This window comes from Microbacterium sp. PA5 (genome assembly GCF_049860775.1).
Lineage (GTDB): Bacteria > Actinomycetota > Actinomycetes > Actinomycetales > Microbacteriaceae > Microbacterium.
Genome location: NZ_CP187567.1, coordinates 1,271,656 through 1,298,103, shown reverse-complemented (window position 1 = coordinate 1,298,103; position 26,448 = coordinate 1,271,656). Strand labels below are relative to the sequence as shown.

At 70.4% G+C, this 26,448-nt stretch carries 25 protein-coding genes; 8 read left to right on the top strand and 17 right to left on the bottom strand.

The genetic code is table 11. The features are described 5' to 3' along the window. Window positions 1-3: 3 nt before the first annotated feature. From ACPWUT_RS06005 to sufB, 7 genes are all read right to left on the bottom strand, one after another. Window positions 4-1,374 (bottom strand): MFS transporter, encoded by a 1,371-nt coding sequence (locus ACPWUT_RS06005; protein WP_425841631.1) that lies wholly within the window; start codon window positions 1,372-1,374, stop codon window positions 4-6. Further along, window positions 1,371-2,564, bottom strand: coding sequence for a MalY/PatB family protein (locus ACPWUT_RS06000; RefSeq protein ID WP_425841628.1), 1,194 nt, complete (start codon window positions 2,562-2,564; stop codon window positions 1,371-1,373). Before ACPWUT_RS06000 ends, ACPWUT_RS06005 begins: the two co-directional genes overlap by 4 nt. 62 nt (window positions 2,565-2,626) lie before the next feature. Next, on the bottom strand, window positions 2,627-2,956 hold the full coding sequence (locus ACPWUT_RS05995; RefSeq protein ID WP_284529580.1) for a metal-sulfur cluster assembly factor: 330 nt from the start codon (window positions 2,954-2,956) through the stop codon (window positions 2,627-2,629). A 9-nt stretch (window positions 2,957-2,965) separates the two neighbouring features. Then, window positions 2,966-3,751 carry a Fe-S cluster assembly ATPase SufC gene (sufC, locus tag ACPWUT_RS05990; RefSeq protein WP_284529579.1) on the bottom strand — a complete coding sequence of 262 codons (786 nt, stop codon included), beginning with the start codon at window positions 3,749-3,751 and terminating at the stop codon, window positions 2,966-2,968. 14 nt (window positions 3,752-3,765) lie between these two features. Next, window positions 3,766-4,095 carry a non-heme iron oxygenase ferredoxin subunit gene (locus ACPWUT_RS05985; RefSeq protein WP_284529577.1) on the bottom strand — a complete coding sequence of 110 codons (330 nt, stop codon included), beginning with the start codon at window positions 4,093-4,095 and terminating at the stop codon, window positions 3,766-3,768. After that, window positions 4,092-5,309, bottom strand: coding sequence for a Fe-S cluster assembly protein SufD (sufD, locus tag ACPWUT_RS05980; RefSeq protein ID WP_284529576.1), 1,218 nt, complete (start codon window positions 5,307-5,309; stop codon window positions 4,092-4,094). The genes ACPWUT_RS05985 and sufD overlap by 4 nt, the downstream gene beginning before the upstream one ends. Then, window positions 5,309-6,727, bottom strand: coding sequence for a Fe-S cluster assembly protein SufB (sufB, locus tag ACPWUT_RS05975; RefSeq protein WP_284529575.1), 1,419 nt, complete (start codon window positions 6,725-6,727; stop codon window positions 5,309-5,311). The genes sufD and sufB overlap by 1 nt, the downstream gene beginning before the upstream one ends. 290 nt (window positions 6,728-7,017) lie before the next feature. Here sufB and ACPWUT_RS05970 point away from each other — a divergent pair, with 290 nt between their 5' ends. Beyond that, complete coding sequence (locus ACPWUT_RS05970) at window positions 7,018-8,019, top strand: COX15/CtaA family protein (protein WP_425841622.1); 1,002 nt, start codon at window positions 7,018-7,020, stop codon at window positions 8,017-8,019. A 115-nt stretch (window positions 8,020-8,134) separates the two neighbouring features. Next, complete coding sequence (locus ACPWUT_RS05965) at window positions 8,135-8,560, top strand: dinucleotide-utilizing enzyme (protein WP_425841619.1); 426 nt, start codon at window positions 8,135-8,137, stop codon at window positions 8,558-8,560. A gap of 117 nt (window positions 8,561-8,677) precedes the next feature. On the opposite strand, the gene ACPWUT_RS05960 is transcribed toward ACPWUT_RS05965, so the two are convergent. Next, on the bottom strand, window positions 8,678-9,598 hold the full coding sequence (locus tag ACPWUT_RS05960; protein WP_284529572.1) for a heme o synthase: 921 nt from the start codon (window positions 9,596-9,598) through the stop codon (window positions 8,678-8,680). 214 nt (window positions 9,599-9,812) lie between these two features. Here ACPWUT_RS05960 and tkt point away from each other — a divergent pair, with 214 nt between their 5' ends. Genes tkt through pgl form a run of 6 tightly spaced genes read left to right on the top strand, consistent with a single transcriptional unit; the run spans window position 9,813 to window position 17,950 of the window. Beyond that, the gene (gene tkt, locus ACPWUT_RS05955; RefSeq protein WP_425841616.1) at window positions 9,813-11,912 is read left to right on the top strand and encodes a transketolase; all 2,100 of its coding nucleotides are present in this window, start codon (window positions 9,813-9,815) and stop codon (window positions 11,910-11,912) included. Further along, on the top strand, window positions 11,909-13,033 hold the full coding sequence (gene tal, locus ACPWUT_RS05950; protein WP_284529570.1) for a transaldolase: 1,125 nt from the start codon (window positions 11,909-11,911) through the stop codon (window positions 13,031-13,033). Before tkt ends, tal begins: the two co-directional genes overlap by 4 nt. After that, entirely contained in the window at window positions 13,030-14,658 is a 1,629-nt protein-coding gene (locus ACPWUT_RS05945; protein ID WP_425841613.1) for a glucose-6-phosphate isomerase, read from the top strand. The genes tal and ACPWUT_RS05945 overlap by 4 nt, the downstream gene beginning before the upstream one ends. A 13-nt stretch (window positions 14,659-14,671) precedes the next feature. Then, window positions 14,672-16,219, top strand: a complete 1,548-nt coding sequence (gene zwf, locus ACPWUT_RS05940; RefSeq protein WP_284529566.1) for a glucose-6-phosphate dehydrogenase — start codon at window positions 14,672-14,674, stop codon at window positions 16,217-16,219. Further along, a complete protein-coding gene (locus ACPWUT_RS05935) occupies window positions 16,216-17,163 on the top strand; it encodes a glucose-6-phosphate dehydrogenase assembly protein OpcA (RefSeq protein WP_284529564.1) in 948 nt (315 codons plus the stop codon). The genes zwf and ACPWUT_RS05935 overlap by 4 nt, the downstream gene beginning before the upstream one ends. Before the next feature lie 7 nt (window positions 17,164-17,170). Continuing rightward, entirely contained in the window at window positions 17,171-17,950 is a 780-nt protein-coding gene (pgl, locus tag ACPWUT_RS05930; RefSeq protein ID WP_284529562.1) for a 6-phosphogluconolactonase, read from the top strand. A gap of 27 nt (window positions 17,951-17,977) precedes the next feature. On the opposite strand, the gene ACPWUT_RS05925 is transcribed toward pgl, so the two are convergent. From ACPWUT_RS05925 to uvrC, 9 genes are all read right to left on the bottom strand, one after another. Next, complete coding sequence (locus ACPWUT_RS05925) at window positions 17,978-18,334, bottom strand: RNA polymerase-binding protein RbpA (RefSeq protein WP_284529560.1); 357 nt, start codon at window positions 18,332-18,334, stop codon at window positions 17,978-17,980. After that, window positions 18,334-18,609, bottom strand: coding sequence for a preprotein translocase subunit SecG (gene secG / locus ACPWUT_RS05920; protein WP_425842202.1), 276 nt, complete (start codon window positions 18,607-18,609; stop codon window positions 18,334-18,336). The genes ACPWUT_RS05925 and secG overlap by 1 nt, the downstream gene beginning before the upstream one ends. 82 nt (window positions 18,610-18,691) lie before the next feature. Further along, entirely contained in the window at window positions 18,692-19,480 is a 789-nt protein-coding gene (tpiA, locus tag ACPWUT_RS05915; RefSeq protein ID WP_425841608.1) for a triose-phosphate isomerase, read from the bottom strand. After that, window positions 19,471-20,685 (bottom strand): phosphoglycerate kinase, encoded by a 1,215-nt coding sequence (locus tag ACPWUT_RS05910; protein WP_425841605.1) that lies wholly within the window; start codon window positions 20,683-20,685, stop codon window positions 19,471-19,473. The genes tpiA and ACPWUT_RS05910 overlap by 10 nt, the downstream gene beginning before the upstream one ends. Before the next feature lie 9 nt (window positions 20,686-20,694). Next, window positions 20,695-21,705, bottom strand: coding sequence for a type I glyceraldehyde-3-phosphate dehydrogenase (gap, locus tag ACPWUT_RS05905; RefSeq protein WP_284529556.1), 1,011 nt, complete (start codon window positions 21,703-21,705; stop codon window positions 20,695-20,697). 105 nt (window positions 21,706-21,810) lie between these two features. After that, window positions 21,811-22,446 carry a superoxide dismutase gene (locus tag ACPWUT_RS05900; RefSeq protein ID WP_284529555.1) on the bottom strand — a complete coding sequence of 212 codons (636 nt, stop codon included), beginning with the start codon at window positions 22,444-22,446 and terminating at the stop codon, window positions 21,811-21,813. 134 nt (window positions 22,447-22,580) lie between these two features. Next, window positions 22,581-23,558, bottom strand: coding sequence for a DNA-binding protein WhiA (whiA, locus tag ACPWUT_RS05895; protein ID WP_284529554.1), 978 nt, complete (start codon window positions 23,556-23,558; stop codon window positions 22,581-22,583). A 60-nt stretch (window positions 23,559-23,618) separates the two neighbouring features. Next, complete coding sequence (gene rapZ, locus ACPWUT_RS05890) at window positions 23,619-24,488, bottom strand: RNase adapter RapZ (RefSeq protein WP_284529553.1); 870 nt, start codon at window positions 24,486-24,488, stop codon at window positions 23,619-23,621. 55 nt (window positions 24,489-24,543) lie between these two features. Further along, entirely contained in the window at window positions 24,544-26,448 is a 1,905-nt protein-coding gene (gene uvrC, locus ACPWUT_RS05885; protein WP_425841599.1) for an excinuclease ABC subunit UvrC, read from the bottom strand.

Genomic DNA, 26,448 nt, shown 5'->3' with positions numbered 1-26,448 from the left:
CCGTCACGCGTCAGCGTCGGGCCGGTCCGCGCGGCCCAGCCGGAGCCCCGGCACGAGAGCGAGGAGCGACAGCGCCATCGCAAGCAGGAACACCACCGGGAAGGCGGCGCCGGTGCCGGTCAGCGCGACGAACGTGAGCCCCATCGCCGCGATCGCCGCCGACGCGCCCACCGAGTCCGAGATCGACAGGGCGGACGAGTTGAACCCCTGATCGCGCGGCGTCGAGTACGCCAGGGTGAGCACCGTCAGCCGCGGATACATGAGACCCATGCCGCCGCCGGCCAGAGCCCACCCGGCGATGACGACCGCAGCCGGCAGCGCGAACGCCGCGGTCGCCGCGGCGATCAGGGTCGCGGCCGCGAGCTGCGCGGTCCCGATCAGGGTGATGCGGGTGCTCCCGAGCCGATCGCCGTAGCGACCCTGCACCTCGGCGCCCGCCGCCCACAGGAGGGCGGCCGCCGTGAGGCCGAGCCCCGCCCACGTCGAGGAGAAGCCGTAGCCGTCGATGAGCAGGTAGGGCACGTAGATCTCGGCACCGAACAGGGCGCCGGCGATCAGCCCGCGCATGAGGATGACGCTCGGCAGGCCCCGCGCCGCACGCAGGGTCCCCTCGGGCAGGAGCGGCCGCGCCGCCACGACGATGAGGACGAGAGCGGCCGCGATCACCGCGGGGGCCCAGGGGCCGGCCTCGCCCGCCAGGCTGAGTCCGAGCGCGCCCGTCGCGACCAGAACCGCCCAGACCAGGCGGCGCGCGACGGGTGCCGTCGACGGGCTCTCCGTCCGCAGCGGGAGACCGCGCAGCCGCAGGTAGACGAGCGTGAAGGCCGCCCCGGTGAGCAGCGCCACGCCCAGGAACACCCACCGCCAGTGCAGATAGTCCGCGATCGCGCCCGCCAGCACCGGGCCGACGATGGAGGGCACGACCCACGCGGCGGAGAACGCCGCGAACACGCGCCCGTGGAGCGCAGCCGGGTACACGCGCGCGACCACGACGTAGAGGGCGACGGTCTGTCCCCCGGTGCCGAGACCCTGCACCAGCCTGCCGACGACCAGCACGCCCATGTCGGCGGCCGCGCCGGCGACGACGAGACCCACGATGAAGAGTGCGACGGAGGTGGCCAGCGGCAGCACCGGGTCGGTCCGATCACACCATGCACCGACCGCGACCATCCCGATGACGCTCGTCGCCAGCGTTCCGGCGAAGGCGACCGCGTAGAGCCCTGCGCCGTCCAGGTCCGCACTCACGACGGGCATCACGGTGGTCACCGCGAGCGCCTGGGTCGCCGCGAGGAAGATCATCGCGACCGCGCCGGCGGTCACCCAGGCGTAGCGCGGATCCCAGATCCGCTCGGCGCCGCTCGTCGGCGCACTCACGATGACGCCGCGAGGGCTCCGATGCGCGTGACCGCGGTCTCGAGGATCTCAGCGGAGCAGCCGAAGTTCAGCCGGACGTGACCGACGCCCTGCGTGCCGAACAGCGGCCCATGATGCAGGGCGACCTTGGCCTCGGCGAGGATGCGCCGCGCCGGGTCCTCACCCCACCCGTACGCGGACACGTCGATCCAGGCGAGGTACCCGGCGGCGGGGAGGCGGTAGCGGGCGAGCGGGAGATGCTCGGTCAGGAGGTCGGCGAGCAGCCGGCGGTTGCCGTCCAGGGTCGCGTTCAGCCGGGCGAGCCAGGTGTCGGACTCCTCGCTGAACGCGGCCACGCCGGCGATCGCGCCGAACAGACCCGTCCGCCACTCGACCTCGGGCCACAGGCCCCTCAGGACCCGCGAGGTGCGGTCCGAGGCGGTGACCATGACCGCGCATTTGAGGCCGGCGAGGTTGTACGCCTTCGACGCGCTCGTGACCGCATAGCCCACCTCTGCCGCCGCGTCCGAGGCGGCGAGGAACGGCGTGAACGGGCCGTCGTGGACGAGGGGCGCATGGATCTCGTCGCTGATCACGACCGCGTCGTGCTCGCGCGCGATGTCGGCCAGCCGCGCCAGGCTCTCGCGGGTATGGACCGTGCCCGTCGGGTTGTGAGGGTTGCACAGGAGCACGGCGCGCGCACCGCCTGCCAGCGATGCGGCGATGCCGTCGAGGTCGAGCGACCAGCCGTCACCGTCGTCGACGAGCGGCACCTCCTCGACCACTCCGCCCGCCTCGGGGATGCACATCGAGAACGGCGGGTACACGGGCGGCGCGATGATGACGCGGTCGCCCGGCCGGATCGTCGCGCGCAGCAGCTCGACCACGCCCATCATGACGTCGCCCGTCGTCCGCACCCGCGTCGGGTCGACGTGCCACTGCCACCGGCGCGCCGCGTAGCCGGCGAAGGCGCCGCGGATGCCGGGGTCGGGCGAGGTGTAGCCGGTGTCCCCGAGGGCGACCGCCTGCTGCAGTGCGGCGGTGATGGGCTCGGCGAGGGCGAAGTCGGTCTCGGCCACGAACATCGGGATGACGTCCTCGCCGTACGAGCGCCACTTGGTGCTCGTCCGGCGACGCAGCGTCTCCAGCGGAAGCGGAGCCAGCGGCTCCACGACGACGGACGATGGGGCGGAGGACGGGACGGCGTTCACCCCTCGACCCTATCGGCGGTGTCGAAGGCTCCGGCCGTCCGTGACGCCCCGCGTCTGCCCGGTCAGATGGCGAAGCCGAGCGCGCGCATCATGTCGCGTCCGTCGTCGGTGATGCGCTCCGGACCCCACGGCGGCATCCAGACCCAGTTGATGCGGAACCGGTCCACGACGTTGTCGAGCGCCTGCGCGGTCTGCTCCTCGAGCACATCGGTGAGCGGGCATCCGGCCGACGTCAGCGTCATGTGGATGACGAGCGCGTCGTTCTCGTCGTCCCAGCTGAGGTCGTAGATGAGGCCCAGGTCGACGACGTTGATCCCGAGCTCGGGATCCATGACGTCCTTGAGCGCCTCGGTGACCTCGTCGTTCTTCTCCGGGCTGAGCGTGGCGGTCATGCGTCGATCCTAAGCCTCGACGGCGTCGGCCGGCTCGGTGGAATCCGCGTCGAGGTAGCGGTCGTAGCCCTCGTCCTCGAGGCGCTCGGCGAGCTCGGGCCCGCCCTCCTCGGCGATACGGCCCTTGACCATCACGTGGACGTAGTCGGGCGTGATGTAGCGGAGGATACGCGTGTAGTGGGTGATGAGCAGCACGCCGAGGTTGGTCTCGCCCTTCGCGCGGTTCACGCCCTCGGAGACGATCTTGAGCGCGTCGACGTCGAGGCCCGAGTCGGTCTCATCGAGCACGGCGATCGCGGGGCGCAGCAGTTCGAGCTGGAGGATCTCGTGACGCTTCTTCTCGCCGCCCGAGAATCCCTCGTTCACGTTGCGCTGGGCGAACTTCGGGTCCATGCGCAGATTCTTCATCGCGCCCTTGACGTCCTTGGTCCAGGTGCGGATCGCGGGCGCCTCGCCGTCGATCGCCGTCTTGGCGGTGCGCAGGAAGTTGGTGACGGTGACGCCGGGAATCTCGACCGGGTACTGCATCGCGAGGAACAGCCCGGCGCGGGCGCGCTCGTCGACGGACATCGCGAGGACGTCCTCGCCGTCGAGGGTGATCGAGCCCGAGGTGACGGTGTACTTCGGGTGACCGGCGATCGTGTAGGCGAGGGTCGACTTGCCCGAGCCGTTCGGGCCCATGATCGCGTGGGTCTCGCCGGTGCGCACCGTGAGGGTCACGCCGTTGAGGATCGGAGTCGTGCCGGCGTCGGTCTCGACCGTCACGTGGAGGTCGCGGATCTCGAGAACAGCCATGTCAGGTTCCTTCTTCAGTTCACTTCTTTGGTGACGGCCGGGTCGATGAGGATGTCATCGCCGTCGATCGTCACGTCGTAGACGGGCACCGGCTCGTACGCCGGAAGGTTGAGGGGACGGCCGGTCCGCAGGGAGAACGCCGAGCCGTGCGCCCAGCATTCGAGGGTCTCGCCCTCGACGAAGCCGTCGGACAGCGAGATGTCGCCGTGCGTGCACGTGTCGCCGATGGCGTGCACCTCGCCGTTGGCGTCGAGGACGACCGCCATCGGCACGCCGTCCACCTCCACGCGCACGGCGGTGTCCTGCTCGAGGTCGCTGAGGTTCAGCACCTTCTGGGCGGTCATGCCTGCGCTCCCTCGGCCAGTTCGGCCTCGATGGCGGCGATGAGCTCGTCCTCGAGGGCGGGGATGCCGGTCTTCTGCACGATCTCGGTCAGGAAGCCGAGCACGACCAGGCGACGCGCCTCGTCCTCCGCGATGCCGCGGGCCTGCAGGTAGAACAGCTGCTCGTCGTCGAACCGGCCGGTGGCGCTCGCGTGGCCCGCTCCCCGGATGTCGCCGGTCTGGATCTCGAGGTTCGGGATCGAGTCCGCCCGCGCACCGTCGGTGAGGACGAGGTTGCGGTTGGCCTCGTAGGAGTCCGTGCCCACGGCGTCGGGTCCGATGAGCACGTCGCCGATCCACACGCTCCGGGCGCCCGCGCCCTGCAGCGCGCCCTTGTACAGGACGTCGCCGACGGTCTGGGGCCCCTTGTGGTGGAGGTAGACCTGGCTCTCGAAGTGCTGCCCGGCGTCGGCGAAGGAGAGACCGTACAGCTTGCCGTCGGCGCCGGCGCCGGCGAGCTCGACGGACGGGTTGACGCGGACGACCTTGCCGCCGAGGGTGACGACCATGTGGGTGAGCGTGGCGTCGCGGTCCACGCGCGCCTGATGGGAGGCGAGGTGGACGGCGTCGTCGTCCCAGCGCTGCACGCTGATGACGGTGAGCGCCGAGCCGTCGCGGGCGATGATCTCGACGTTCTGCGCCTGCTGAGCGGTGCCCTCGTGCCGGAGCACGACCGTGCCGCGGGCACCCGCCTCCGCCTCGATCACGACGTGCGCGTGCGCGAGGCCGCCGGTGCCGGTGAGGCGCACGACCACGGGCTCGGTCAGCTCGACCCCGGCCGGGATGCGGATGAGCGGCGCGTCGGCCTCCTGCGTCCACGCGATCGCGCTGGCGATGTCCTCGGGTCGGAACACCTCGCCGCGCGGGGCCTCCCCCGGCGCGAGGCGGAGCTGCACGACCTCGTCGGGCGCGGTGACCTCGACCGAGATCACGCCGTGCGGGCCGGCCTCGTCGCGCAGCAGCGGCTGGACCAGGTCCATCGGCGTGTGCTTCCAGTTGACCTCACGGCCGGTGGGGGCGCCGAAGTCCGCCGGATCGAACGACGTCGGCCGCTCGGAACGGGTCTGCACCGGCACGAAGGCGGTGCCGGCCGCTTTGGCCGCAGCCAGTTTCGCCGCAGGGTCGATGTGGCCCTGGGACGCGGGGGCGCCAGGGGCCTGTGTCGCTGTCGTCATCAGCCGACGGATCCTTCCATGCCCATCTCGATGAGCTTGTTCAGTTCGAGGGCGTACTCCATGGGCAGTTCGCGCGCGATGGGCTCGATGAACCCGCGCACGATCATGGCCATCGCCTCGTCCTCGGGCATGCCGCGGCTCATGAGGTAGAACAGCTGCTCTTCGCTGACCTTCGAGACCGTGGCCTCGTGGCCGAGCTGCACGTCGTCGACGCGGATGTCGATCGCCGGGTAGGTGTCCGACCGCGAGATGCTGTCGACGAGGAGCGCATCGCACCGCACCGTGTTCGCGGAGTGGTGGGCGTTCGCGTCGACGCGGACCTCGCCGCGGTAGCCCGCGCGGCCGCCGCCGCGCGCGATCGACTTCGAGACGATCGAGGACTGCGTGTAGGGCGCCATGTGGATCATCTTGGCGCCGGCGTCCTGGTGCTGCCCGGGACCGGCGAAGGCGACGGACAGCGTCTCGCCCTTGGCGTGCTCGCCCATCAGGTAGATCGACGGGTACTTCATCGTCACCTTGGAGCCGATGTTGCCGTCGACCCACTCCATGGTCGCGCCCTCGTGGGCGACGGCCCGCTTCGTGACGAGGTTGTAGACGTTGTTCGACCAGTTCTGGATCGTCGTGTAGCGCACGCGGGCGTTCTTCTTGACGATGATCTCGACCACGGCCGAGTGCAGCGAGTCGCTCTTGTAGATCGGCGCCGTGCAGCCCTCGATGTAGTGCACGTAGGAGCCCTCGTCGGCGATGATCAGCGTCCGCTCGAACTGGCCCATGTTCTCGGTGTTGATGCGGAAGTACGCCTGCAGCGGGATCTCGACGTGGACGCCCGGCGGCACGTAGACGAACGAGCCCCCCGACCACACGGCCGTGTTGAGCGCGGCGAACTTGTTGTCGCCGGCGGGGATCACGCTGCCGAAGTACTCCTCGAAGAACTCGGGGTGCTCCTTGAGCGCGGTGTCGGTGTCCATGAAGATGACGCCCTGGTCCTCCAGCTCCTGCTGGATCTGGTGGTAGACCACCTCGGACTCGTACTGGGCGGCCACACCGGCGACCAGGCGCGCACGCTCGGCCTCGGGGATCCCAAGCTTCTCGTACGTGTTCTTGATGTCGTCGGGGAGGTCCTCCCACGACTGCGCCTGCTTCTCCGTGGAGCGCACGAAGTACTTGATGTTGTCGAAGTCGATGTCGGACAGGTCGGCGCCCCAGGTGGGCATCGGCTTGCGACCGAAGAGCTGGTGGCCCTTCAGCCGGGTCTTCAGCATCCATTCCGGCTCGGACTTGAGTGCGGAGATGTCCCGCACCACGGCCTCGCTGAGCCCGCGCCTGGCGCTGGCTCCCGCCGCGTCCGTGTCGTGCCACCCGAACTCGTAGACGCCGAGGCCCTCGAGCTCCGGACGGTCGATCAGCACATCCGACATGTTCTCCTCCTCTTCGGCCGCAACGGTGTCATCCGCCCCGGCATTTCCCCTGTCCTCGCCTGTCTCACGATGGAGGATCGTGGACGAGGTGGGGGTGCCGCTTCTCGGGCCGTTCATGGTGTCGTTCCGACCGGACGGGCCGGGCGGAACCGGCGCTGACGACGCGCCTAGACTTGGGGAGACGGACCGCGCACCGCGCGACCGTCTCAACCCCTCGAGTCTACAGGCAACGCCCGACGTGTGGCGTGGCCCCAGCCCCTGTCGGGGCCGCATCACAGGAGGCGACGCGCATGTCCCAGGCGACCAGCGACGCGGCGACCGAGCCGCAGACCGGCCGGCCGGGACCGTGGCGGCGACTGCTCGAGCGCCTCCCGCACCGCATCGGGCGGGGTACTCGCGTGCTGGCGTGGCTGGTCCTGGCCAGCAACATCCTGATCGTCGGCACGGGCGGCCTCGTGCGCCTCACCGGCTCGGGCATGGGCTGCGAGACCTGGCCGTACTGCACCGCCGACTCGCTCGTGCCCACGCGGGAGCTCGGCATCCACGGCCTGATCGAGTTCGGGAACCGCACCCTGACCGGCGTCCTGGTGATCGTGGCGCTCCTCGCGTTCCTGTCGGTGGCGCGTCTCACGCCGCGGCGCCCGGACCTCACCGGCCTCACGCTCGCGGTCGGCGGCGGGATCATCCTCCAGGCGGTCATCGGCGGGGTCACGGTGTGGATGCACCTCCACCCGAGCATCGTCGGCCTGCACTACCTCATCTCGGCCGCGCTCGTCGCCGTCTCCGCCGTGTACGTGCACCGCGTGCACGCCGTCCCCGGACCGCGTCGGCGGCTGGTGACGCCCGGGTACGCGGCGCTCGTGCACCTCACCAGCGCTGCCGTCCTCGTGACGGTGGTCGTCGGCATCCTGCTCACCGGAGCGGGCCCGCACGCCGGCGACGACGAGGCCGCGCGCAACGGACTCGACCCCGTCTTCTGGCAGCACGTCCACAGCTGGCCGGCCTATGCCACCCTCGCCCTCACGCTCGCGATCGTCGCCCTGTCCTTCCGCATGCCGCGGGAACTCGGCCTCCCCCGATGGACCGCCCTGCTGCTCGCCGTCGAGGTGGTGCAGATCGCCGTGGGCCTCTGGCAGGCGCGGACCGGGCTTCCCATCGTGCTCGTGAACATCCACATGGTGCTGGCGGTGTGCCTCGTCGCGGCGATGACGGCCGTGGTCCTCCACCTGAAGGCCGCGGTGATCACGCCGGAGCGTGCGAGCGCGGAGGAACGGCGCACAGCAGCCTCATAGGCGACGCATCGGACCCACACGGTTCGAGCCCGCACAGTGGCGGAGGCCGCGAAATCGCGGCGCCGTCGTCCGGGACCCCTGTCCCGTCGACGGTCTCGACACCCGAGGAGCATCAATGTCCACTCGTCCCCGTCTGACCCGCAGCGTCCCCTACTGGCTGCTGATCGCCGGATCCCTCGCATCCAGCGCCGGCGGCGCGTACCTGCTGCTCGACCGGCTCGGCGGAATGGACGCGCGCCTGACCGACGGCACCGCCACGAGCAACGACGTCTATGTCGGGCAGATCTGGGCGGTCCTCGGCGCGATCCTGATCGGTGCCGGCCTCGTGGGCCTCGCCCTGGCCCTCACCGTCGGCGCCCTGCGCTCGCTCGCGCCCGCACCGGCCGTCGACGTCGTCGAGCCGCCCGCGTTCGACGAGGACGACGCCTCGGCCGCGCAGCCCGCCGACTCCACCGATGAGTACGGCTACGAGCCGGAGCTCGGCTACGAGCCCAACGAGGCCGCCGACGCCGAGCGCGAGACCGCGCCGGTCACCCGCTGATCCGCTGACACCGCGGAGGAGCTCCGCACCGGGGAAGGCTCGCGTTCCGGCGGGCCCCTCCGTGTGCGGGTCTCCTCCGTCGCGGAATCGGCCGCGGGTGACGACGGGTCGGACCGGTCAGAAGGGCAGGAGCGGGTCGACCGCGATCGCCACGAACAGCAGCGTGAGATACGTGATCGACGCGTGGAACACGCGCATCGGCCGCGGCTGCTCGCCCCGGACGGCCCGGTTGTAGAGCACGTGCGACTCGACGATGAACCATCCGCCGAACACCAGCGCCGACACGGTGTAGACGAGCCCCATGGGCGCGACCGGGATCAGCAGGAGCGACGAGGCCACCGTGGCCCAGGCGTAGAGGATGACCTGCAGACCCACCTGGGAGCCGCCGCGCGTGGCGCCGAGCATCGGCACGTCGACGTCGGCGTAGTCGCCCTTGTACTTCATCGACAGGGGCCAGTAGTGCGGCGGCGTCCAGAGGAACACGAGCAGGAAGAGGATGAACGGCGTCCAGGTGAGCGAGCCCGTGACCGCCGACCAGCCGATCAGCACCGGGAAGCACCCGGCGATGCCGCCCCACACGATGTTCTGCTCGGTGCGCCGCTTCAGGACGATCGTGTAGATCACCACGTAGAAGAAGATCGCGAAGACGCTGAGCGCCGCGGCGAGCCAGTTCGTCGTCAGCAGCAGCCACACGGTGGAGGCCACCGCCAGGGTCCATGCGAAGACGAGCGCTCCGCGCGGCGACACCTCGCCGGTCACCAGCGGCCGCTTCTCGGTCCGGTGCATGAGCGCGTCGATGTCGCGGTCGAGGTACATGTTGAAGGCGGCGGCCGAGCCGGCGCTCAGGGATCCGCCGATCACAGTGGCGAGCACCAGCCACAGGTCCGGCAGCCCGTCCTGGGCGAGGATCATCACCGGAACCGTCGTCACGAGCAGGAGCTCGAGCACGCGCGGCTTGGTCAGCTGCACGTACGCGCGGACCGTTCGGCCGAGGGAACGCTGCGGCGCCGTGCGCCCGCGCGTCGTCGTGATGTCCATCGCCCCCACTGTCCGGTCAGGTCCGCCCAGTCTATGGCATTTTCCCCGGCCCATCGGGCGGGGAAGGCGGCACGAAAGGCGTCACGGAGCGCGACACATGGCCTCCGGAGCATGCCGCTTCGATATGCTGGAGGCACCTGCGCGCGCGACAGCGCTCCTCCCCCTTCTCGAGGCTTCCGATAGGTCGCGCACGTGCCACGAAGAAAGGCGAAGAGTGTCAGAGCTGCTGTGGGACGAGATCGATCGGCGCGCGGTTGACACCGCCCGAGTGCTGGCTGCGGATGCGGTGGAGAAGGTCGGCAACGGCCACCCCGGCACCGCGATGAGCCTGGCGCCCGCCGCCTACCTGCTCTACCAGCGCGTCCTGCGACACGATCCGACCGACGTCGACTGGCTGGGGCGCGACCGCTTCATCCTCTCCGCCGGGCACTCCTCCCTCACCCAGTACGTGCAGCTCTACCTCGGCGGCTTCGGCCTCGAGCTCGACGACCTGAAGTCGCTGCGCACGTGGGGATCGCGCACCCCGGGCCACCCCGAGTACGGACACACCAAGGGCGTCGAGATCACCACCGGGCCGCTCGGCCAGGGTCTGGCCTCGGCCGTCGGCTTCGCCTACGCGGCCCGCTATGAGCGCGGCCTGTTCGACCCCGAGGCGGCCGCCGGCACCAGCCCGTTCGACCACTTCGTGTACGTGATCGCCGGGGACGGCGACCTGCAGGAGGGCGTCACGGCGGAGGCCGGCTCGCTCGCCGGTCACCAGCAGCTGGGCAACCTCATCGCGATCTACGACTCGAACCAGATCTCGATCGAGGACGACACCAACGTCGCCTTCACCGAAGACGTCCAGAAGCGCTACGAGGCCTACGGCTGGCACGTGCAGACGGTGGACTGGAAGAAGACGGGCGAGTACGTCGAGGACGTCGCCGAGCTGTTCGCCGCCGTCGAGGCCGCGAAGGGCGAGACCGACAAGCCGTCGCTGATCATCCTCAAGACGATCATCGGCTGGCCGTCGCCGGGCAAGCAGAACACCGGCAAGATCCACGGATCGGCGCTGGGCGCCGACGAGCTGGCCGCCACGAAGAAGGTCCTCGGCTTCGACCCCGAGCAGTCCTTCGTCGTCGCCGACGACGTGATCGCGCACACCCGCGCGCTCGCCGAGCGCGCAGCCGAGACCCGTGCCGCGTGGCAGGACTCCTTCGACGCCTGGGCGGCCGCGAACCCCGAGCGCAAGGCGCTCCTGGACCGCCTGGAGGCCGCGGAGCTCCCCGCCGACCTCGAGGCGCCGACGTTCGAGGCGGGCAAGGAGGTCTCCACCCGCGCGGCCTCGGGTCAGGTCATCAACGCGCTCGCCGCGCAGCTCCCCGAGCTCTGGGGCGGTTCGGCCGACCTCGCCGAATCGAACCTCACGACGATCAAGGACGCGAAGAGCTTCATCCCCGCCGAGTGGTCCACCCACGAGTGGTCCGGAGACCCCTACGGCCGCGTGCTGCACTTCGGCATCCGCGAGCACGCGATGGGCGCGATCGTCAACGGCATCAAGCTGCACGGCCCGACCCGCCCCTTCGGTGGCACCTTCCTGATCTTCAGCGACTACATGCGTCCCGCCGTGCGCCTGGCGGCGCTCATGGACATCCCCTCGATCTTCGTGTGGACGCACGACTCGGTCGCCCTCGGCGAGGACGGCCCGACGCACCAGCCGATCGAGCAGCTCGCCGCGCTGCGCCTCATCCCGAACTTCACCGTCGTCCGGCCCGCTGACGCGAACGAGACCTCGGCCGCCTGGCTCGAGATCGTCCGCCGCACCTCGGGCGGACCGGTCGGCATCGCGCTGACCCGCCAGAACATCCCGGTCTTCCCCCGCGGCGAGCAGGGGTTCTCGACCGTCGACGGGGTCGCCAAGGGCGCCTACGTCCTGATCGACGCCGCCGGCGATGCGCCTGACGTCATCCTCGTGGCCACCGGCTCCGAGGTGCAGCTGGCGGTGGCCGCACGCGAGACCCTGGCGGCCGAGGGCATCGATGCGCGCGTCGTGTCGGCCCCCTCGCTCGAGTGGTTCGCCGAGCAGGATGCGGACTACCGCGAGTCGGTGCTCCCGTCCGCCGTCACCGCCCGCGTCTCGGTGGAGGCCGGCGCGACGCCGCTGTGGCGCACCATCGTGGGCGACCACGGCCGCTCGGTCGGCATCGACCACTTCGGCGCGTCGGCCGACTACAAGACCCTGTTCGAGAAGTTCGGCGTCACCGCCGAAGCGGTCGCTGCGGCAGCACGTGAGTCTGTCCGCGAGGTCCGCGCAACTGTCAAGGAGAACGCATGACCACCCCCACTCAGCAGCTCTCGGCCGCCGGCGTCAGCATCTGGCTCGATGACCTGTCGCGTTCGCGCATCACCTCGGGCAACCTGGCCTCGCTGATCGAGACGCGCACCGTCTCGGGTGTGACCACCAACCCGTCGATCTTCCAGGCCGCGATCGGCAACGCCGACGACGACTCCTACCAGGAGGCCCTCGCGGCGCTGGCCGCCGACGGCGCCGACGCGGACGCGGCGATCTTCGCGCTCACCACCGACGACGTGCGCAACGCGGCGGACATCTTCCGCCCCGTGTACGACGCCACGGGCGGCGTCGACGGCCGGGTCTCGATCGAGGTCTCCCCCGATCTCGCGCACGACACCGCCGCGACGATCGAAGAGGCCAAGAAGCTGTGGGCCACGGTCGACCGCGAGAACGCGCTCATCAAGATCCCCGCGACCAAGGCCGGCCTCCCCGCCATCACCGAGGTGATCGCGGCCGGCATCTCGGTCAACGTCACGCTGATCTTCTCGCTGGAGCGCTACGCGGAGGTCATCGACGCGTACCTCAGCGGTCTCGAGAAGGCCCGCGCGGCCGGCATCGACCTCGGCACGATCCACTCCGTCGCCTCCTTCTTCGTGTCGCGCGTGGACACCGAGGTCGACAAGCGCCTGACGGCGATCGGAAGCGAGGCGGCGCTCGAGCTGAAGAGCCTCGCCGGAGTCGCCAACGCCCGCCTCGCCTACGAGCTCTTCGAGAAGGAGTTCGCCCAGGACCGCGCCGCCGACCTGGTCGCCGCGGGTGCGAACGTGCAGCGTCCGCTGTGGGCGTCGACCGGCGTCAAGGACCCGGCGCTGCCCGACACCCTGTACGTCACCGAGCTCGTCGCCCCGGGAACCGTGAACACGATGCCCGAGAAGACCCTCGAGGCGACCTTCGACCACGGCGTCGTCTCCGGCGACACGATCACGGGCGCCTATGCCGGCGCGCACGACGTCTTCGACCGGCTCGCGGCCGTCGGCGTGGACTTCGCCGATGTGACGCAGGTGCTGGAGGACGAGGGCGTGGAGAAGTTCATCGTCTCCTGGCACGACCTCCAGTCCACCGTCTCCGCCGCGCTCGCGGCGACGCCGGAAGACGCGCGTTGAGCTTCGAGATCCACGTCTCCGGACACGTCAAGCAGGTCGTCGACGAGACCCTGCCGGGTCTGGTCGAGGACCTCGTCGCCAGCGGGATCACCGCGGGCGACGCCGACCTGTGGGGCGCCGAGGCGTCCGACGAGGCGTCACGCCGACTCGGCTGGGTGCAGGCGGTCTCCGTCTCGCGTCCCCTCGTTCCCGAGATCGAGGCGCTCCGCGACGACCTGCACGCCCGCGGGATCACGCGCGTCGTGCTGGCCGGCATGGGCGGCTCGTCGCTCGCGCCCGAGGTGATCGCCCAGACCAGCGGCGTTCCCCTGGTCATCCTCGATTCGACCTCTCCGGGCCAGGTTCTCGCGGCCATCGACGGCGACACCGAGACCGGCGGCCTCGCCGAGACCGTGCTCGTGGTGTCGTCGAAGTCGGGTTCCACGGTCGAGACGGACTCCGCACGCCGCGCGTTCGCAGCGGCGTGGAGCGATCTCGGCATCGACCCCGCCGACCGCATCGTGGTGGTCACCGACCCGGGCTCGCCTCTCGAGGCCTCCGCGCGCGAGGCCGGATACCGGGTGTTCACGGCCGACGCCACGGTCGGCGGACGCTACTCGGCCCTCACCGCCTTCGGCCTCGTGCCCGCGGGCCTGGCCGGCGCGGACGTGTCGGAGCTGCTCGACGAGGCCGAGGCGACGCTGCTCGAGGTCGCCATCGACGACGTCCACAATCCCGCACTGGTCCTCGCCGCCGCGATCGCCGGGACCGATGCGTCGGGGAGCCGGCGCGACAAGCTCGGGCTCGTGAGCGACGGCACGCACATCGTCGGGCTGCCGGACTGGATCGAGCAGCTCGTCGCCGAGTCGACGGGGAAGGCGGGCACGGGGATCCTCCCCGTCGTGCTCCTTCCCGTGTCGCCCGAGGTCGAGCAGACGCCCGAGGACTTGCAGATCCTGCGCATCGTGGACGACGCCGAGCACTTCCGCGTCCTGGAGCAGAACCCCGACGAGGTCCTGATCAGCGGCTCGCTCGGCGCCCAGTTCGTCGTCTGGGAGTACGCCACGGCGATCGCTGGCCGGCTGCTCGGCATCAACCCGTTCGACCAGCCCGACGTCGAGTCCGCGAAGGAGGCGACCCGCGGCCTGCTGGACGCGCGTCCCGACGCCGGTGCGCCGGCTTTCGTCGAGTCCGGCGTGGAGATCCGCGTGACCGACCCCGCCCTGGCATCGTCGGGCACGCTCGAGGGCGTCCTGGACGCCCTGTGGGCGCGTCTGTCGCCGAACGGCTACGTCGCGATCCAGGCGTACGTCGACCGTGGCGCACTGCCGCAGCTCGCCGGCCTCCGTGAGCTCGTGGCCGCCGACAGCGGACGCCCCACGACGTTCGGCTGGGGCCCGCGCTTCCTGCACTCGACCGGCCAGTTCCACAAGGGCGGACCGGCCGAGGGCGTCTTCGTGCAGATCCTCGAGTCGGCCGACGTCGACCTCGAGATCCCCGGCCGTCCGTTCACCTTCGGCGAGCTGATCCGCGCGCAGGCCGCCGGCGACGCGCAGGTGCTCGCCGCGCACGGTCGCCCCGTCGTCACCCTGACCCTGACCGATCCCCAGGTCGAGGTCCTCGCGCTGTTCGAAGCAGCCCAGTAGGAAGCACCCACCGATGACTGTCGAGATCTCGCGCGGACACAACCCGCTGCGCGACCCCGATGACCGCCGCCTCAACCGCATCGCCGGCCCGAGCGCTCTGGTCATCTTCGGCGTGACAGGCGACCTGTCGCGCAAGAAGCTCATGCCCGCCGTGTACGACCTGGCCAACCGCGGCCTGCTCCCGCCCGGGTTCGCCCTGGTGGGCTTCGCGCGTCGCGACTGGGAGGACCAGGACTTCGCGCAGGTCGTCTACGAGGCCGTGCGTCAGAACGCGCGCACGCCTTTCCGCGAAGAGACGTGGAAGCAGCTGCTGCAGGGCATCCGCTTCGTGTCGGGCGAGTTCGGCGACGCCGACGCGTTCCGCCGCCTGCGCGAGACGGTGGAGCGCCTGGACCGGGAGCGCGGGACGATGGGCAACCATGCCTTCTACCTCTCGATCCCGCCGCGCGACTTCCCCATCGTCGCCAAGCAGCTGAAGGACTCGGGACTCGTCGACGACGCCAACGACGACGACAGCTGGCGCCGGGTCGTCATCGAGAAGCCGTTCGGCAGCGATCTGCAGTCGGCTCGTGAGCTCAACGCCGCGCTGGAGGTCGCCTTCCCGGCCGACTCGATCTTCCGGATCGACCACTACCTGGGCAAGGAGACGGTCCAGAACATCCTCGCGCTGCGTTTCGCCAACGAGCTGTACGAGCCGATCTGGAACGCCAACTACGTCGACCACGTGCAGATCACGATGGCCGAGGACATCGGTGTCGGCGGCCGGGCGGGCTACTACGACGGCATCGGCGCGGCGCGCGACGTCATCCAGAACCATCTCCTGCAGCTGCTCGCGCTCACCGCGATGGAGGAGCCGATCTCCCTCGACGCGACGCATCTGCGCGCCGAGAAGGAGAAGGTGCTCGCCGCGGTGAAGCTGCCCGACGACCTGTCGACGGCGACCGCACGCGGTCAGTACGCGGGCGGATGGCAGGGCGGCGAGAAGGTGAGCGCCTTCCTCGCCGAGGAGGGCATGAACCCGCAGTCGACGACCGAGACCTACGCCGCGGTCAAGCTCGAGATCGCCACGCGACGGTGGTCGGGCGTGCCCTTCTACCTGCGTACCGGCAAGCGGCTCGGCCGCCGTGTCACCGAGATCGCGGTCGTGTTCAAGCGCGCTCCGCAGCACCTCTTCCTGCGCAACCAGACGACCGAGCTCGGCCAGAACGCGCTCGTCATCCGCGTGCAGCCCGATGAGGGCGTGACGATCCGCTTCGGATCGAAGGTGCCCGGCGCCGCGACGGAGGTGCGCGACGTCACCATGGACTTCGGGTACGGCCACGCGTTCACCGAGTCCAGCCCCGAGGCGTACGAGCGCCTCATCCTCGATGTGCTCCTGGGCGATCCGCCGCTGTTCCCGCGGCACGAGGAGGTCGAGCTGTCCTGGCGCATCCTCGATCCGATCGAGGAGTACTGGGCGGGCCTGGACGAGCCGCTGGAGCAGTACTCCCCCGGCTCGTGGGGCCCGACGTCCGCCGATGAACTCTTGGCCCGTGACGGCCGCGTCTGGAGGCGCCCGTGATCGTCGACCTGCCCGACACCACCGTGTCGAAGATCGCCCGCTCCCTCGTCAACGTCCGCGAGGAGGGCGGCGCGGTCGCCCTCGGCCGTGTGCTCACCCTCCTGATCATCACGACGCACGGTCTGGAGGAGGAGGCGATCGAGGCCGCGAACGATGCGTCGCGCGAGCATCCCATGCGCGTCATCGTCCTCATGACCCAGCCCGACGGGCCGTCCAAGCTCGACGCGCAGATCCGCGTGGGCGGGGATGCCGGGGCGAGCGAGGTCGTGGTGCTCCGCGCGTCGGGAGAGGCCGCGAGCAACGACGAGAGCCTCGTGACCGGCCTCCTGCTCCCCGACGCACCCGTCGTCGCCTGGTGGCCCGACAACCCGCCGACCGAGCCGGCGGCGTCGCCCATCGGCCGGATGGCGCAGCGGCGCATCACCGACGCGGCGACCAAGCCGTATGCGAAGGACCGGCTCTCCAAGCTCGGCCCCAACCACGCGCCCGGCGACACCGACCTCGCATGGACGCGTCTGACGCACTGGCGGGAGCAGCTCGCCGCCGTCCTGGACCAGCCGCCCTACGAGCCGGTCACGGCCGTCGAGGTCGTCGGCAGTGGCAGCTCGCCGTCGACCGGCCTGCTCGCGGCCTGGCTGCGGCTCAAGCTCGACGTGCCCGTGGACTGGCGCTACGCCCGCCCCGAGGAGTGGGCGCACGGCATCCAGCGCGTGCGCCTGACGCGGGCGTCGGGCGACATCGTGCTGGAGCGCAGCAACGACCTCGACGCGACGCTCACCCAGCCCGGCCAGCCCTCGCACGACATCGTGCTGCCGCGCCGCACGCTCCGCGAGTGCCTCGCCGAGGAGCTGCGTCGACTCGATCCCGACCTCCTGTATGGTCGAGTGATCACGGCAGGGTGGGAGCTCCTCGGACCGCCCGATTCGCCCGAGGGGACGACGTAGGAGTCGCATGTCAGTTTTCTCGACGGAGAAGCGGGTCGTCATCAGCCCCGACGCCGACAGCCTGGCGAGCGCGGTGGCGCGCCGTCTTCTCGACCGTCTCATCCGACGCTCCGCCGCCGGGAAGACCAGTCACATCGCACTGACCGGCGGGCACATCGGAACCGACGTCCTGCGCGCCGCCGGGACGGACCCGCGCCGCGCCGACGTGGACTGGTCGACGGTCCACTTCTGGTGGGGCGATGAGCGGTTCGTCGCGCGCGACGACGAGGAGCGCAACGAGAACGGCGCCCGGCGCGCGCTGCTCGACCGCATCGCGGTGCCCGCGGAGAACGTGCACGCGATGGCCGCAGCCGGCGAGGGGCTCGACCTCGACGCCGCGGCGGCCGCGTACGCCGACGAGCTCGCCCGCTATGCCGCGGACGGTCAGGACTGGCCGAAGTTCTACATCTGCTTCCTCGGCGTCGGACCCGACGGTCACATCGCCTCGCTCTTCCCGGACCGCGCCGAGATCCAGATCACGGATCAGGCCGTCGTGTCGGTGCGCGACGCGCCCAAGCCTCCGGCCGATCGCATCACGCTGACGCGCCCGGTGATCAACTCGGCGCGATGCGTCTGGATGGTCCTCTCGGGCGTCGACAAGGCCGCGGCGCTCGGTCTGGCACTGGCCGGGGCGAGCTACGACAGCGTCCCCGCCGCCGGGGCCAAGGGACTGAAGAAGACGATGCTCTTCGTCGACGAAGCGGCTGCGCAGCAAGTGCCGCCGGAGCTCATCGACCCCGAGTTCTGAGCCGGGCGCCGGAGACCGGCCGGAGAATCAGTCCTGGCCGCGGCGCTCGCGGAGCTGCTGCAGCGCGTCACCGAGGAGAGCCTCGGCCTCTTCGTCGGTGCGGCGCTCCTTCACGTAGGCGAGGTGCGTCTTGTAGGGCTCGGTCTTGGCGACCGCCGGCGGGTTGGCCTTGTCGCGGCCGGCGGGAAGTCCGGAGTGGGGCGAGTCGATGACCTCGGGGATCTCCTCCTCGGCGATCCCGGCCGCGAAGTAGCGGACGGTCTCGTTGCCGAGCGCGTCCCAGTAGGACACCGCGACGCGGTCGGCGTGGTGCCCGTGGTCCTGCTCGCCCATGGGGCCGGCACCCACCCGGGTGCCGCGGATCGCGTTGCCTCCGGTGGCCATCAGATGCCCTGGAACTTCGTGATGAGACCGAGAGCGACGATCGCGACGAACCAGACGAGGGCGAGCACGATCGTGAACCGGTTGAGGTTGCGCTCGGCGAGGCCCGACGATCCGAGGGCGGAGCTCATGCCGCCGCCGAACATGTCGGACAGGCCGCCACCGCGACCCTTGTGCAGGAGGATCAGGAGCGTCAGCAGGAGGCTGGTGATCCCCAGCAGCACCTGCAGCACGAGCGCGATGATGTCCACAGTCGAGTTGCCTTTCGCGGCGCCCATGGAGGCGCACAAGGGTCGAGTATACCGGCTGGTGCGGCACGAGTCGGCGCCGCACCAGCCGGAACGTCGCGGGGTCTGCCTGTCAGACCCCGACGTGCTTCTGGTAGCGGATGATCGCCGCGAACTCGTCGGCGAGCAGACTCGCTCCCCCGACGAGGGCGCCGTCGACATCGGGCTCGCGCATGAAGCTGGCGATGTTGCCGGACTTCACCGAGCCGCCGTACAGCACACGGGTGCGCTCCGCCGCCTCACCGCCGAGGACGTCGGCGATGACCTCGCGCAGGGCCGCGCAGACTTCCTGAGCCTGCTCGGGCGAGGCGACCTGCCCCGTGCCGATGGCCCACACCGGCTCGTACGCGACGACCACGTCCGCGTCGGCGGGGACACCCTGCAGGGCCGCGCGCAGCTGGGCGACCGAGACCGCCGTCGGCCCCGACTCCTCGCGCTGCTCGAGCGTCTCGCCGACGCAGACCACCGGCACCAGGCCGTGTCGCAGGGCCGCCTGCACCTTGGCCGCCACGAGCTCGTCGCTCTCGTGGTGGTACTCGCGGCGCTCGGAGTGTCCGATGATCACGTAGCCCACGTCGAGCTTCTTCAGGAACGCGCCGGAGACCTCGCCGGTGTAGGCGCCGGCATCGTGCGCCGAAAGGTCCTGCGCGCCGAGCGCGAACGGGATCTTGTCGGCGTCGAGCAGGGTCTGCACCGTGCGGATGTCGGTGAACGGCGGGAACACCGCCACCTCCACCGTGTCGTCCTCGTGCTTGGCGTCCTTCAGCGTCCAGTGCAGCTTCTGGACGAACGCGACCGCCTGCAGGTGGTCGAGGTTCATCTTCCAGTTGCCGGCGATGAGGGGCTTTCTGATCACTGCCATCCGAGGATCTCCAATCCGGGAAGCTTCTTGCCTTCGAGGAACTCGAGGCTCGCACCGCCACCGGTCGAGATGTGACCGAAGGCGTCGTCGGAGAAGCCGAGCTGGCGCACGGCGGCCGCCGAGTCTCCCCCGCCGACGACGGACAGCCCGTCGACCTCGGTGAGCGCCTGGGCCACGGTCTTCGTCCCCGCGGCGAACGCGGGCATCTCGAACACGCCCATCGGGCCGTTCCAGAAGACGGTCTTCGACCCGCGGACGGCCTCGGCGAACAGCGCCGCCGTCTCGGGTCCGATGTCCAGGCCCATGCCGTCGGCCCCGAACGGGGTGTCCTCCAGCGCGTCCGCGGCGGCGACCACGTGGTCGGCGTCGGCGGCGAAGCCGGCGGCCATGACCGCGTCCACCGGCAGGAGCAGCTCGACGCCGCGCTCCTGCGCGTCGGCGATGTAGCCCTTCACCGTGTCGATCTGGTCGGCCTCGAGCAGGCTCTTGCCCACCTTGTGACCCAGCGCCGCGAGGAAGGTGAAGAGCATCCCCCCGCCGACGAGGATCTTGTCGGCGCGCGGCAGCAGGTGCTCGATCACTCCCAGCTTGTCGCTGACCTTGGAGCCGCCGAGGACGACGGCATAGGGACGCTCGGGCTTCTCGGTCAGGCGGTCGAGCACGTCGACCTCCTTCTCGATGAGGTAGCCCGCGGCCGACGGGAGCAGCTCGGCCAGGTCGTAGACCGATGCCTGCTTGCGGTGCACGACGCCGAACCCGTCGGAGACGAGCGCGTCTCCGAGCGCTGCCAGCTCCGCGGCGAAGGCGGCGCGCTCCGCGTCGTCCTTGGCCGTCTCGCCGGGGTTGAAGCGGAGGTTCTCGATGACGGCGATGTCGCCGTCCTCCAGGGCCGCGACCGCTTCCTGCGCGGAGGTGCCGACGGTGTCGCGCGCGAACGCGACGGGCTTGCCGAGCAGCTCGGACAGCCGCTGGGCGACCGGCTCGAGGCTGTACTTCGGGTCGGGCGCGCCGTCGGGGCGGCCGAGGTGGGAGCAGGCGATGACGCGCGCACCCTGGTTGATGAGGTGGTTCAGGGTCGGAAGTGCCGCCCGGACACGCCCATCGTCCGTGATGACGCCGTCCTTCAAGGGGACGTTGAAGTCAACACGGACGATGACGCGCTTTCCGGCCAGCGAACCCAGGGAATCGAGGGTGCGCAGCGCCATGGCTCTACCTCAGAGCTTTTCGGCGACGAGCTCGGTGAGGTCGACGAGGCGGTTCGAGTAGCCCCACTCGTTGTCGTACCAGGACGACACCTTGACGAGGTTGCCGCTCACGTTGGTCTGACCGGCGTCGAACACCGACGAGTGCGGGTCGAGCTGGATGTCGCTGGAGACGATCGCGTCCTCGTTGTACTTCAGGAAGCCGACGAGCTCGCCCTCCTCCGCGGCCTTCTTGTAGGCGGCGTTGATCGTCTCGGCCGTGAGGCCCTCGGTCGGCGTGATGATCGTCAGGTCGACGATGGAGCCGGTGGGGACGGGCACGCGGTACGACGAGCCGCTGAGCTTGCCGTTCAGCTCGGGGAGAACCAGGCCGATCGCCTTGGCGGCACCGGTCGATGCCGGGACGATGTTGATCGCCGCGGCGCGAGCACGGTGGAGGTCGCTGTGCGGGCCGTCCTGCAGGTTCTGGTCGGCGGTGTAGGCGTGCGCCGTCATCATGAAGCCGCGCTCGATGCCGAAGTTGTCGTTGAACACCTTGGCGAGCGGAGCGAGGCAGTTGGTCGTGCACGACGCGTTGGAGATGACGTGCATCGTCTCCGGGTCGTACGAGCCGTCGTTGACGCCCATGACGAACGTGCCGTCCACGTCGGTGCCCGGCGCCGAGATGATGACCTTCTTCGCGCCGCCCTCGATGTGCTTCTTGGCGTCGACGGCCTTGGTGAAGCGCCCCGTCGACTCGATGACGATGTCGACGCCGAGCTCGCCCCACGGCAGGTTCGCCGGGTCGCGCTCTTCGAAGACCTTGATGGCCTTGCCGTTGACGGTGATCGAGTCCGCGTCGTACGAGACGTCGGCGTCGAGGCGACCGCCGACCGAGTCGTACTTGAGGAGGTGCGCGAGCGTCTTGTTGTCGGTGAGGTCGTTCACCGCCACGATGTCGAGGTCCGCGCCCTGCTCCAGCGCGGCGCGGAGGAAGTTGCGTCCGATGCGGCCGAAGCCGTTGATTCCGATCTTGACAGCCACGGAATGTCTCCTGAGTGTGTCGTGCGCGAATGCGCGGTTGTTGCGGTTTCGAACAGTGGACAACGGCGTCCTGCCCGGTCGTCTAAGAAGCGACGACCGAGACGATCATGACAGTACCAGCAGCCCCGAGGTCTTCTCGCGAGCCGTGTCAAAGCGGGCCTGGACGTTGCCCCAGTTGGCGATGTTCCACGCGGCCTTGACGTAGTCGGCCTTGACGTTCAGGTAGTCGAGGTAGAAGGCGTGCTCCCACATGTCGAGCTGGAAGATCGGGATGGTGCCCTGCGCCGTGTTCGACTGCTGGTCGAAGAGCTGCTGGATGATGAGCTGTGCCCCGATCGGGTCCCAGCTGAGCACCGCCCAGCCCGAGCCCTGGATGCCGGTGGCAGCGGCGGTGAAGTGGGCCTGGAACTTCTCGAAGCTGCCGAAGAACTCGTCGATCGCCGCCTTGAGCTCACCCTCGGGCTGTCCGCCGCCGCCGTTGCCGGCCGGGGCGAGGTTGGTCCAGAAGATGGAGTGGTTGACGTGGCCGCCGAGGTTGAACGCGAGGTCCTTCTCGAGCTTGTTGACGTTGGCGAGATTGCCCGACTCGCGAGCCTCGGCCAGCTGCTCGAGCGCCGTGTTGGCTCCGGTGACATAGGCCTGGTGGTGCTTGGAGTGGTGCAGCTCCATGATTTTGCCGCTGATGCTCGGCTCCAGCGCCGCGTAGTCGTAGGGGAGCTCGGGAAGCGTGTAGGTGGCCATGTTCTCTTCTTCCTGTCGGTGCCGCACCGGGGCGCGGCGTGGTGACATCGTGTCGGACGGGATCATCCCCATCCTATTGATCCCCAACACCGGACACAGGGGGTTGCTTCCCGTCGGAGGCCGGTGTTACCGGGTCAATCCTCGAGACCGGCGGGGACGGCGGACTCCGTGTCGGGGATGCCTTCGGCAGCGGCCTTCTTGTCGGCCATCGCCAGGAGTCGTCGGATGCGCCCGGCCACCGCATCCTTCGTGAGCGGCGGATCCGCGTGATGCCCGAGCTCGTCGAGGCTCGCATCGCGGTGGGCCAGCCGGAGATCACCCGCCTCTCGGAGGTGGTCGGGAACCTCGTCGCCCAGGATCTCGAGCGCGCGCTCCACCCGGGCGCACGCCGCCACCGCGGCCTGGGCCGACCGGCGGAGGTTCGCATCGTCGAAGTTGACGAGGCGGTTGACGCCGGCGCGCACCTCCCGGCGCTGGCGGAGCTCCTCCCACGCGCTGGCGGTGCGGGCGGCCCCCATCTCCGCGAGGGCCGTGCGGATCGCCTCGCCGTCGCGCACCACGACGCGCGGCGCACCGCGCACCTCCCGCGCCTTCGCCGCGATCCCGAGGCGGTGAGCGGCCCCCACGAGGGCCATCGCGGCTTCGGGCGACGGGCAGGCGATCTCGAGCGCGGCCGAGCGCCCCGGCTCGGACAGCGCGCCCGAGGCGAGGAAGGCACCGCGCCAGATCGCCGCGAGGTCGCCGCGGGAGCCCGTGGTGAGACGGTTCGGCAGGCCGCGGACGGGGCGGCGCCGCTGGTCGAGCAGGCCCGTCTGGCGCGCGAGGGTTTCGCCGCCGTCGATCACGCGGACTGCGAAGTGACCGCCGGCGCGTCCGCCGGAGGCCTGGACGTGGGCGAGTTCGGGCCGCACGCCGTAGATCTCCATGAGCTCGCGCGCCACCCGACGGGCCAGCGCCTCGGTCTCCAGCTCGGCTTCGACGGCCACACGACCGGCGATGGAGTGCAGCCCTCCGGAGAATCGGAGCAGCGCGGTCAGCTCAGCCACGCGGGCCGTGGGCCGGGGGTCACGCACCGCCGCCAACTCGATCTTCACGTCAGCGGTCAACGGCACGGCGGTCCTTCGGTCGGGGGCGGGGAGGTCACGCGGGGTGAGCCGCGGAGAGGTTCCAGCCTACTCGCGGCCCAGGTCTCGGTGTTTCACGCGGACGGCCACACCGGGCACGTCGGCGAGGCGGCGGGCGAGCTCGTTGACCGTCACGACGGACCGGTGCTTGCCGCCCGTGCAGCCGACGGCGACCACCGAGTGCTGCTTGTTCTCTCGCTGGTACCCCTCGAGCACGGGGCGCAGCGCCGCCGCGTAGGCCTCGATGAACTCGACGGCGCCCTGCTGCGAGAGGACGTAGTCGCGAACGGTCTCGTCCTCGCCGGTGTGCGGACGCAGCTCGGGGACCCAGAACGGGTTGGGCAGGAAGCGCATGTCGGCGACGAGGTCCACGTCGGTGGGGAGGCCGTACTTGAAGCCGAAGCTCATCACCGTGACCGTGTGCCGTGCCTCGCCCTGCTCGCGGAACAGGTCCAGGATCCGGGTGGCCAATTGGTGGATGTTGAGCTCGCTCGTGTCCACGATGAGGTCGGCGCCCTCGCGGATGGCGGCCAGCTGCTCGCGCTCGCGACGGATGCCGTCGAGGATCGTGCCGTCGCCCTGGAGGGGATGCGGGCGGCGCACCGACTCGAACCGGCGGACCAGCACGTCGTCGGAGGCATCCAGGAACAGCACCCGAAGGGGCCGCCCGGCGCGCAGCGCCTGGGTGACCGCGGGGAGGGCGCCGAACAGCTCTCGACCGCGCACATCGACGACGGCCGCGACCTTCGGCATCGCGCCGGCGGCGGCCTCGGACATCTCCAGCATGGGGCGGAGCATGAGCGGCGGGAGGTTGTCGACGACGTACCAGCCGATGTCCTCGAGGGCGTTGGCGGCGGTGGTGCGTCCCGCGCCGGACATGCCGGTGACGATCAGGACCTCGCCTGCCGCGTCCGTCACGTGATCTCCCGTTCTCGTCACCCCCAGCCTACCGACTGCCGGCGGGCGCTTCCGCTCAGCCGGCGGCGAGATGCCGGTGGATCGAGGCTGCCAGCTTGGGCCCGATGCCGGGCAGCTCGGCGATCTCCTCGGGGGACGCCTGACGCAAGGCCGTCACCGATCCGAAGTGCCGCAGCAGCGCTTTGATCCGCGCGTCCCCCAGACCCGGCACCTCGCTGAGGACCGAGCTGATGTCCCGCTTGCGCCGCTTGCGCTGATGCGTGATGGCGAAGCGGTGGGCTTCGTCGCGGAGCCGTTGGAGCAGGTAGAGGGCCTCGGAGGTGCGCGGCAGGATCACCGGGTACTCCTCCCCCGGCAGCCAGACCTCCTCCAGGCGCTTCGCGATCCCGCAGAGTGCGATGTCCTCGTGGCCCGTGTCGCGCAGCGCACGAGCGGCCGCCTCCACCTGGGGCTGCCCGCCGTCGACGACCAGGAGCTGCGGGCGGTAGGCGAACCGCGGGCGCTTGCGCGAGGTGACGACGGGGGCCTCCTCGCCGTCGGCGGTCGGATCGGCCTCGGCCTCCTCGCGCTCGTCGGCGTCGACGTGAGCCAGCCGCCGGCGCAGCACCTGATAGATCGAGTCGGTGTCGTCGGTGGTCTCCGGCACGCCGAACGAGCGGTACTGGTCCTTGCGGGCCAGTCCGTCTTCGAAGACCACCATCGAGGCGACCACGTTCGTCCCGCTGAGGTGCGAGACGTCGAAGCACTCGATCCGCAGCGGCGCCTCGCTCATGCCGAGCGCCTCCTGCAGATCGGTGAGCGCGCGCGTGCGGGCGGTGTAGTCGCTCGTCCGCCGGGTCTTGTGCAGCAGCAGCGCCTGGCGGGCGTTGAGGTTCGCGGTCTTCATGAGTTCGGCCTTGCGCCCGCGCTGGGCCACCTGCACGGAGACCCGCTTGCCGCGTCGCGACTGCAGCCATGCCTCGAGCTCGGCGGCGTCCTCGGGGAGGGTCGGGACGAGCACCTGACGCGGGATGTCGGCGGCCGGCGCATCGCCGTAGGTGCGCTGCAGCACCTGATCGACCAGGTCCGCGCCCGAGATGTCGAGCTCCTTGTCGATGGTGGTGGCCCGCACTCCGCGCACCCGTCCGCCGCGGATCACGAAGTGCTGCACCGCGGCCGAAAGCTCGTCCTCTGCGATGCCGAACAGGTCGGCGTCGGTGTCCTCGGCGAGCACGAGTGCGCTGCGGTTGAGGACGGCGTCGATGGCCTGGAGCTTGTCGCGGTACACCGCGGCCGACTCGTAGTCCATCGCGGCGGCCGCCTCGCGCATGCGCGCACTGAGCTCCCGCGTGAACCGCTGGTCGCCGCCGGACATGAACGCCACGAAGTCGTCGACGATCGCCCGGTGCTCCTCGATGCTGACCCGCATCGAGCACGGTCCGCCGCATCGGCCGATCTGGCCGGGGAAGCAGGGCCGCCCGGTGGACATCGCCTTCTTGTACGACGCGTCACTGCAGGTGCGGATGGGGAAGACCTTGATCATCAGGTCGATCGTGTCGTGCACGGCCCAGACCTTCGGATACGGCCCGAAGTACTTGGCCCCCGGAATGCGCCGGTTGCGCGTGACGATCACCCGCGGCGCCTCGTCGGCGAGCGTGACGGCCATGTAGGGGTAGGACTTGTCGTCCTTGTACCGCACGTTGAACGGCGGCGAGAACTCCTGGATCCACATGTACTCGAGCTGGAGCGAGTCCACGTCGGTCGCCACGACCGTCCACTCGACGGATGCGGCCGTCGTCACCATCCGGCGGGTGCGCTCGTGGAGCGTGCGCAGCGGGGCGAAGTAGTTGGACAGGCGAGCCCGGAGGTTCTTCGCCTTGCCCACGTACAGCACCCGGCCGTCGGCATCGCGGAAGCGATAGACACCGGGATCGGTGGGGATCTCCCCCGGCTTCGGCTTGTACGGCAGCGCCGAGGCCAT

Coding starts and splice junctions, on each gene's coding strand:
- ACPWUT_RS05995 (WP_284529580.1), bottom strand. CDS start 2,956: ATGACCGCCACGCTCAGCCCGGAGAAGAACGACGAGGTCACCGAGGCG.
- sufC (WP_284529579.1), bottom strand. CDS start 3,751: ATGGCTGTTCTCGAGATCCGCGACCTCCACGTGACGGTCGAGACCGAC.
- ACPWUT_RS05985 (WP_284529577.1), bottom strand. CDS start 4,095: ATGACCGCCCAGAAGGTGCTGAACCTCAGCGACCTCGAGCAGGACACC.
- sufD (WP_284529576.1), bottom strand. CDS start 5,309: ATGACGACAGCGACACAGGCCCCTGGCGCCCCCGCGTCCCAGGGCCAC.
- sufB (WP_284529575.1), bottom strand. CDS start 6,727: ATGTCGGATGTGCTGATCGACCGTCCGGAGCTCGAGGGCCTCGGCGTC.
- ACPWUT_RS05970 (WP_425841622.1), top strand. CDS start 7,018: ATGTCCCAGGCGACCAGCGACGCGGCGACCGAGCCGCAGACCGGCCGG.
- ACPWUT_RS05965 (WP_425841619.1), top strand. CDS start 8,135: ATGTCCACTCGTCCCCGTCTGACCCGCAGCGTCCCCTACTGGCTGCTG.
- ACPWUT_RS05960 (WP_284529572.1), bottom strand. CDS start 9,598: ATGGACATCACGACGACGCGCGGGCGCACGGCGCCGCAGCGTTCCCTC.
- tal (WP_284529570.1), top strand. CDS start 11,909: ATGACCACCCCCACTCAGCAGCTCTCGGCCGCCGGCGTCAGCATCTGG.
- zwf (WP_284529566.1), top strand. CDS start 14,672: ATGACTGTCGAGATCTCGCGCGGACACAACCCGCTGCGCGACCCCGAT.
- pgl (WP_284529562.1), top strand. CDS start 17,171: ATGTCAGTTTTCTCGACGGAGAAGCGGGTCGTCATCAGCCCCGACGCC.
- ACPWUT_RS05925 (WP_284529560.1), bottom strand. CDS start 18,334: ATGGCCACCGGAGGCAACGCGATCCGCGGCACCCGGGTGGGTGCCGGC.
- secG (WP_425842202.1), bottom strand. CDS start 18,609: ATGGGCGCCGCGAAAGGCAACTCGACTGTGGACATCATCGCGCTCGTG.
- tpiA (WP_425841608.1), bottom strand. CDS start 19,480: ATGGCAGTGATCAGAAAGCCCCTCATCGCCGGCAACTGGAAGATGAAC.
- ACPWUT_RS05910 (WP_425841605.1), bottom strand. CDS start 20,685: ATGGCGCTGCGCACCCTCGATTCCCTGGGTTCGCTGGCCGGAAAGCGC.
- ACPWUT_RS05900 (WP_284529555.1), bottom strand. CDS start 22,446: ATGGCCACCTACACGCTTCCCGAGCTCCCCTACGACTACGCGGCGCTG.
- uvrC (WP_425841599.1), bottom strand. CDS start 26,448: ATGGCCTCGGCGCTGCCGTACAAGCCGAAGCCGGGGGAGATCCCCACC.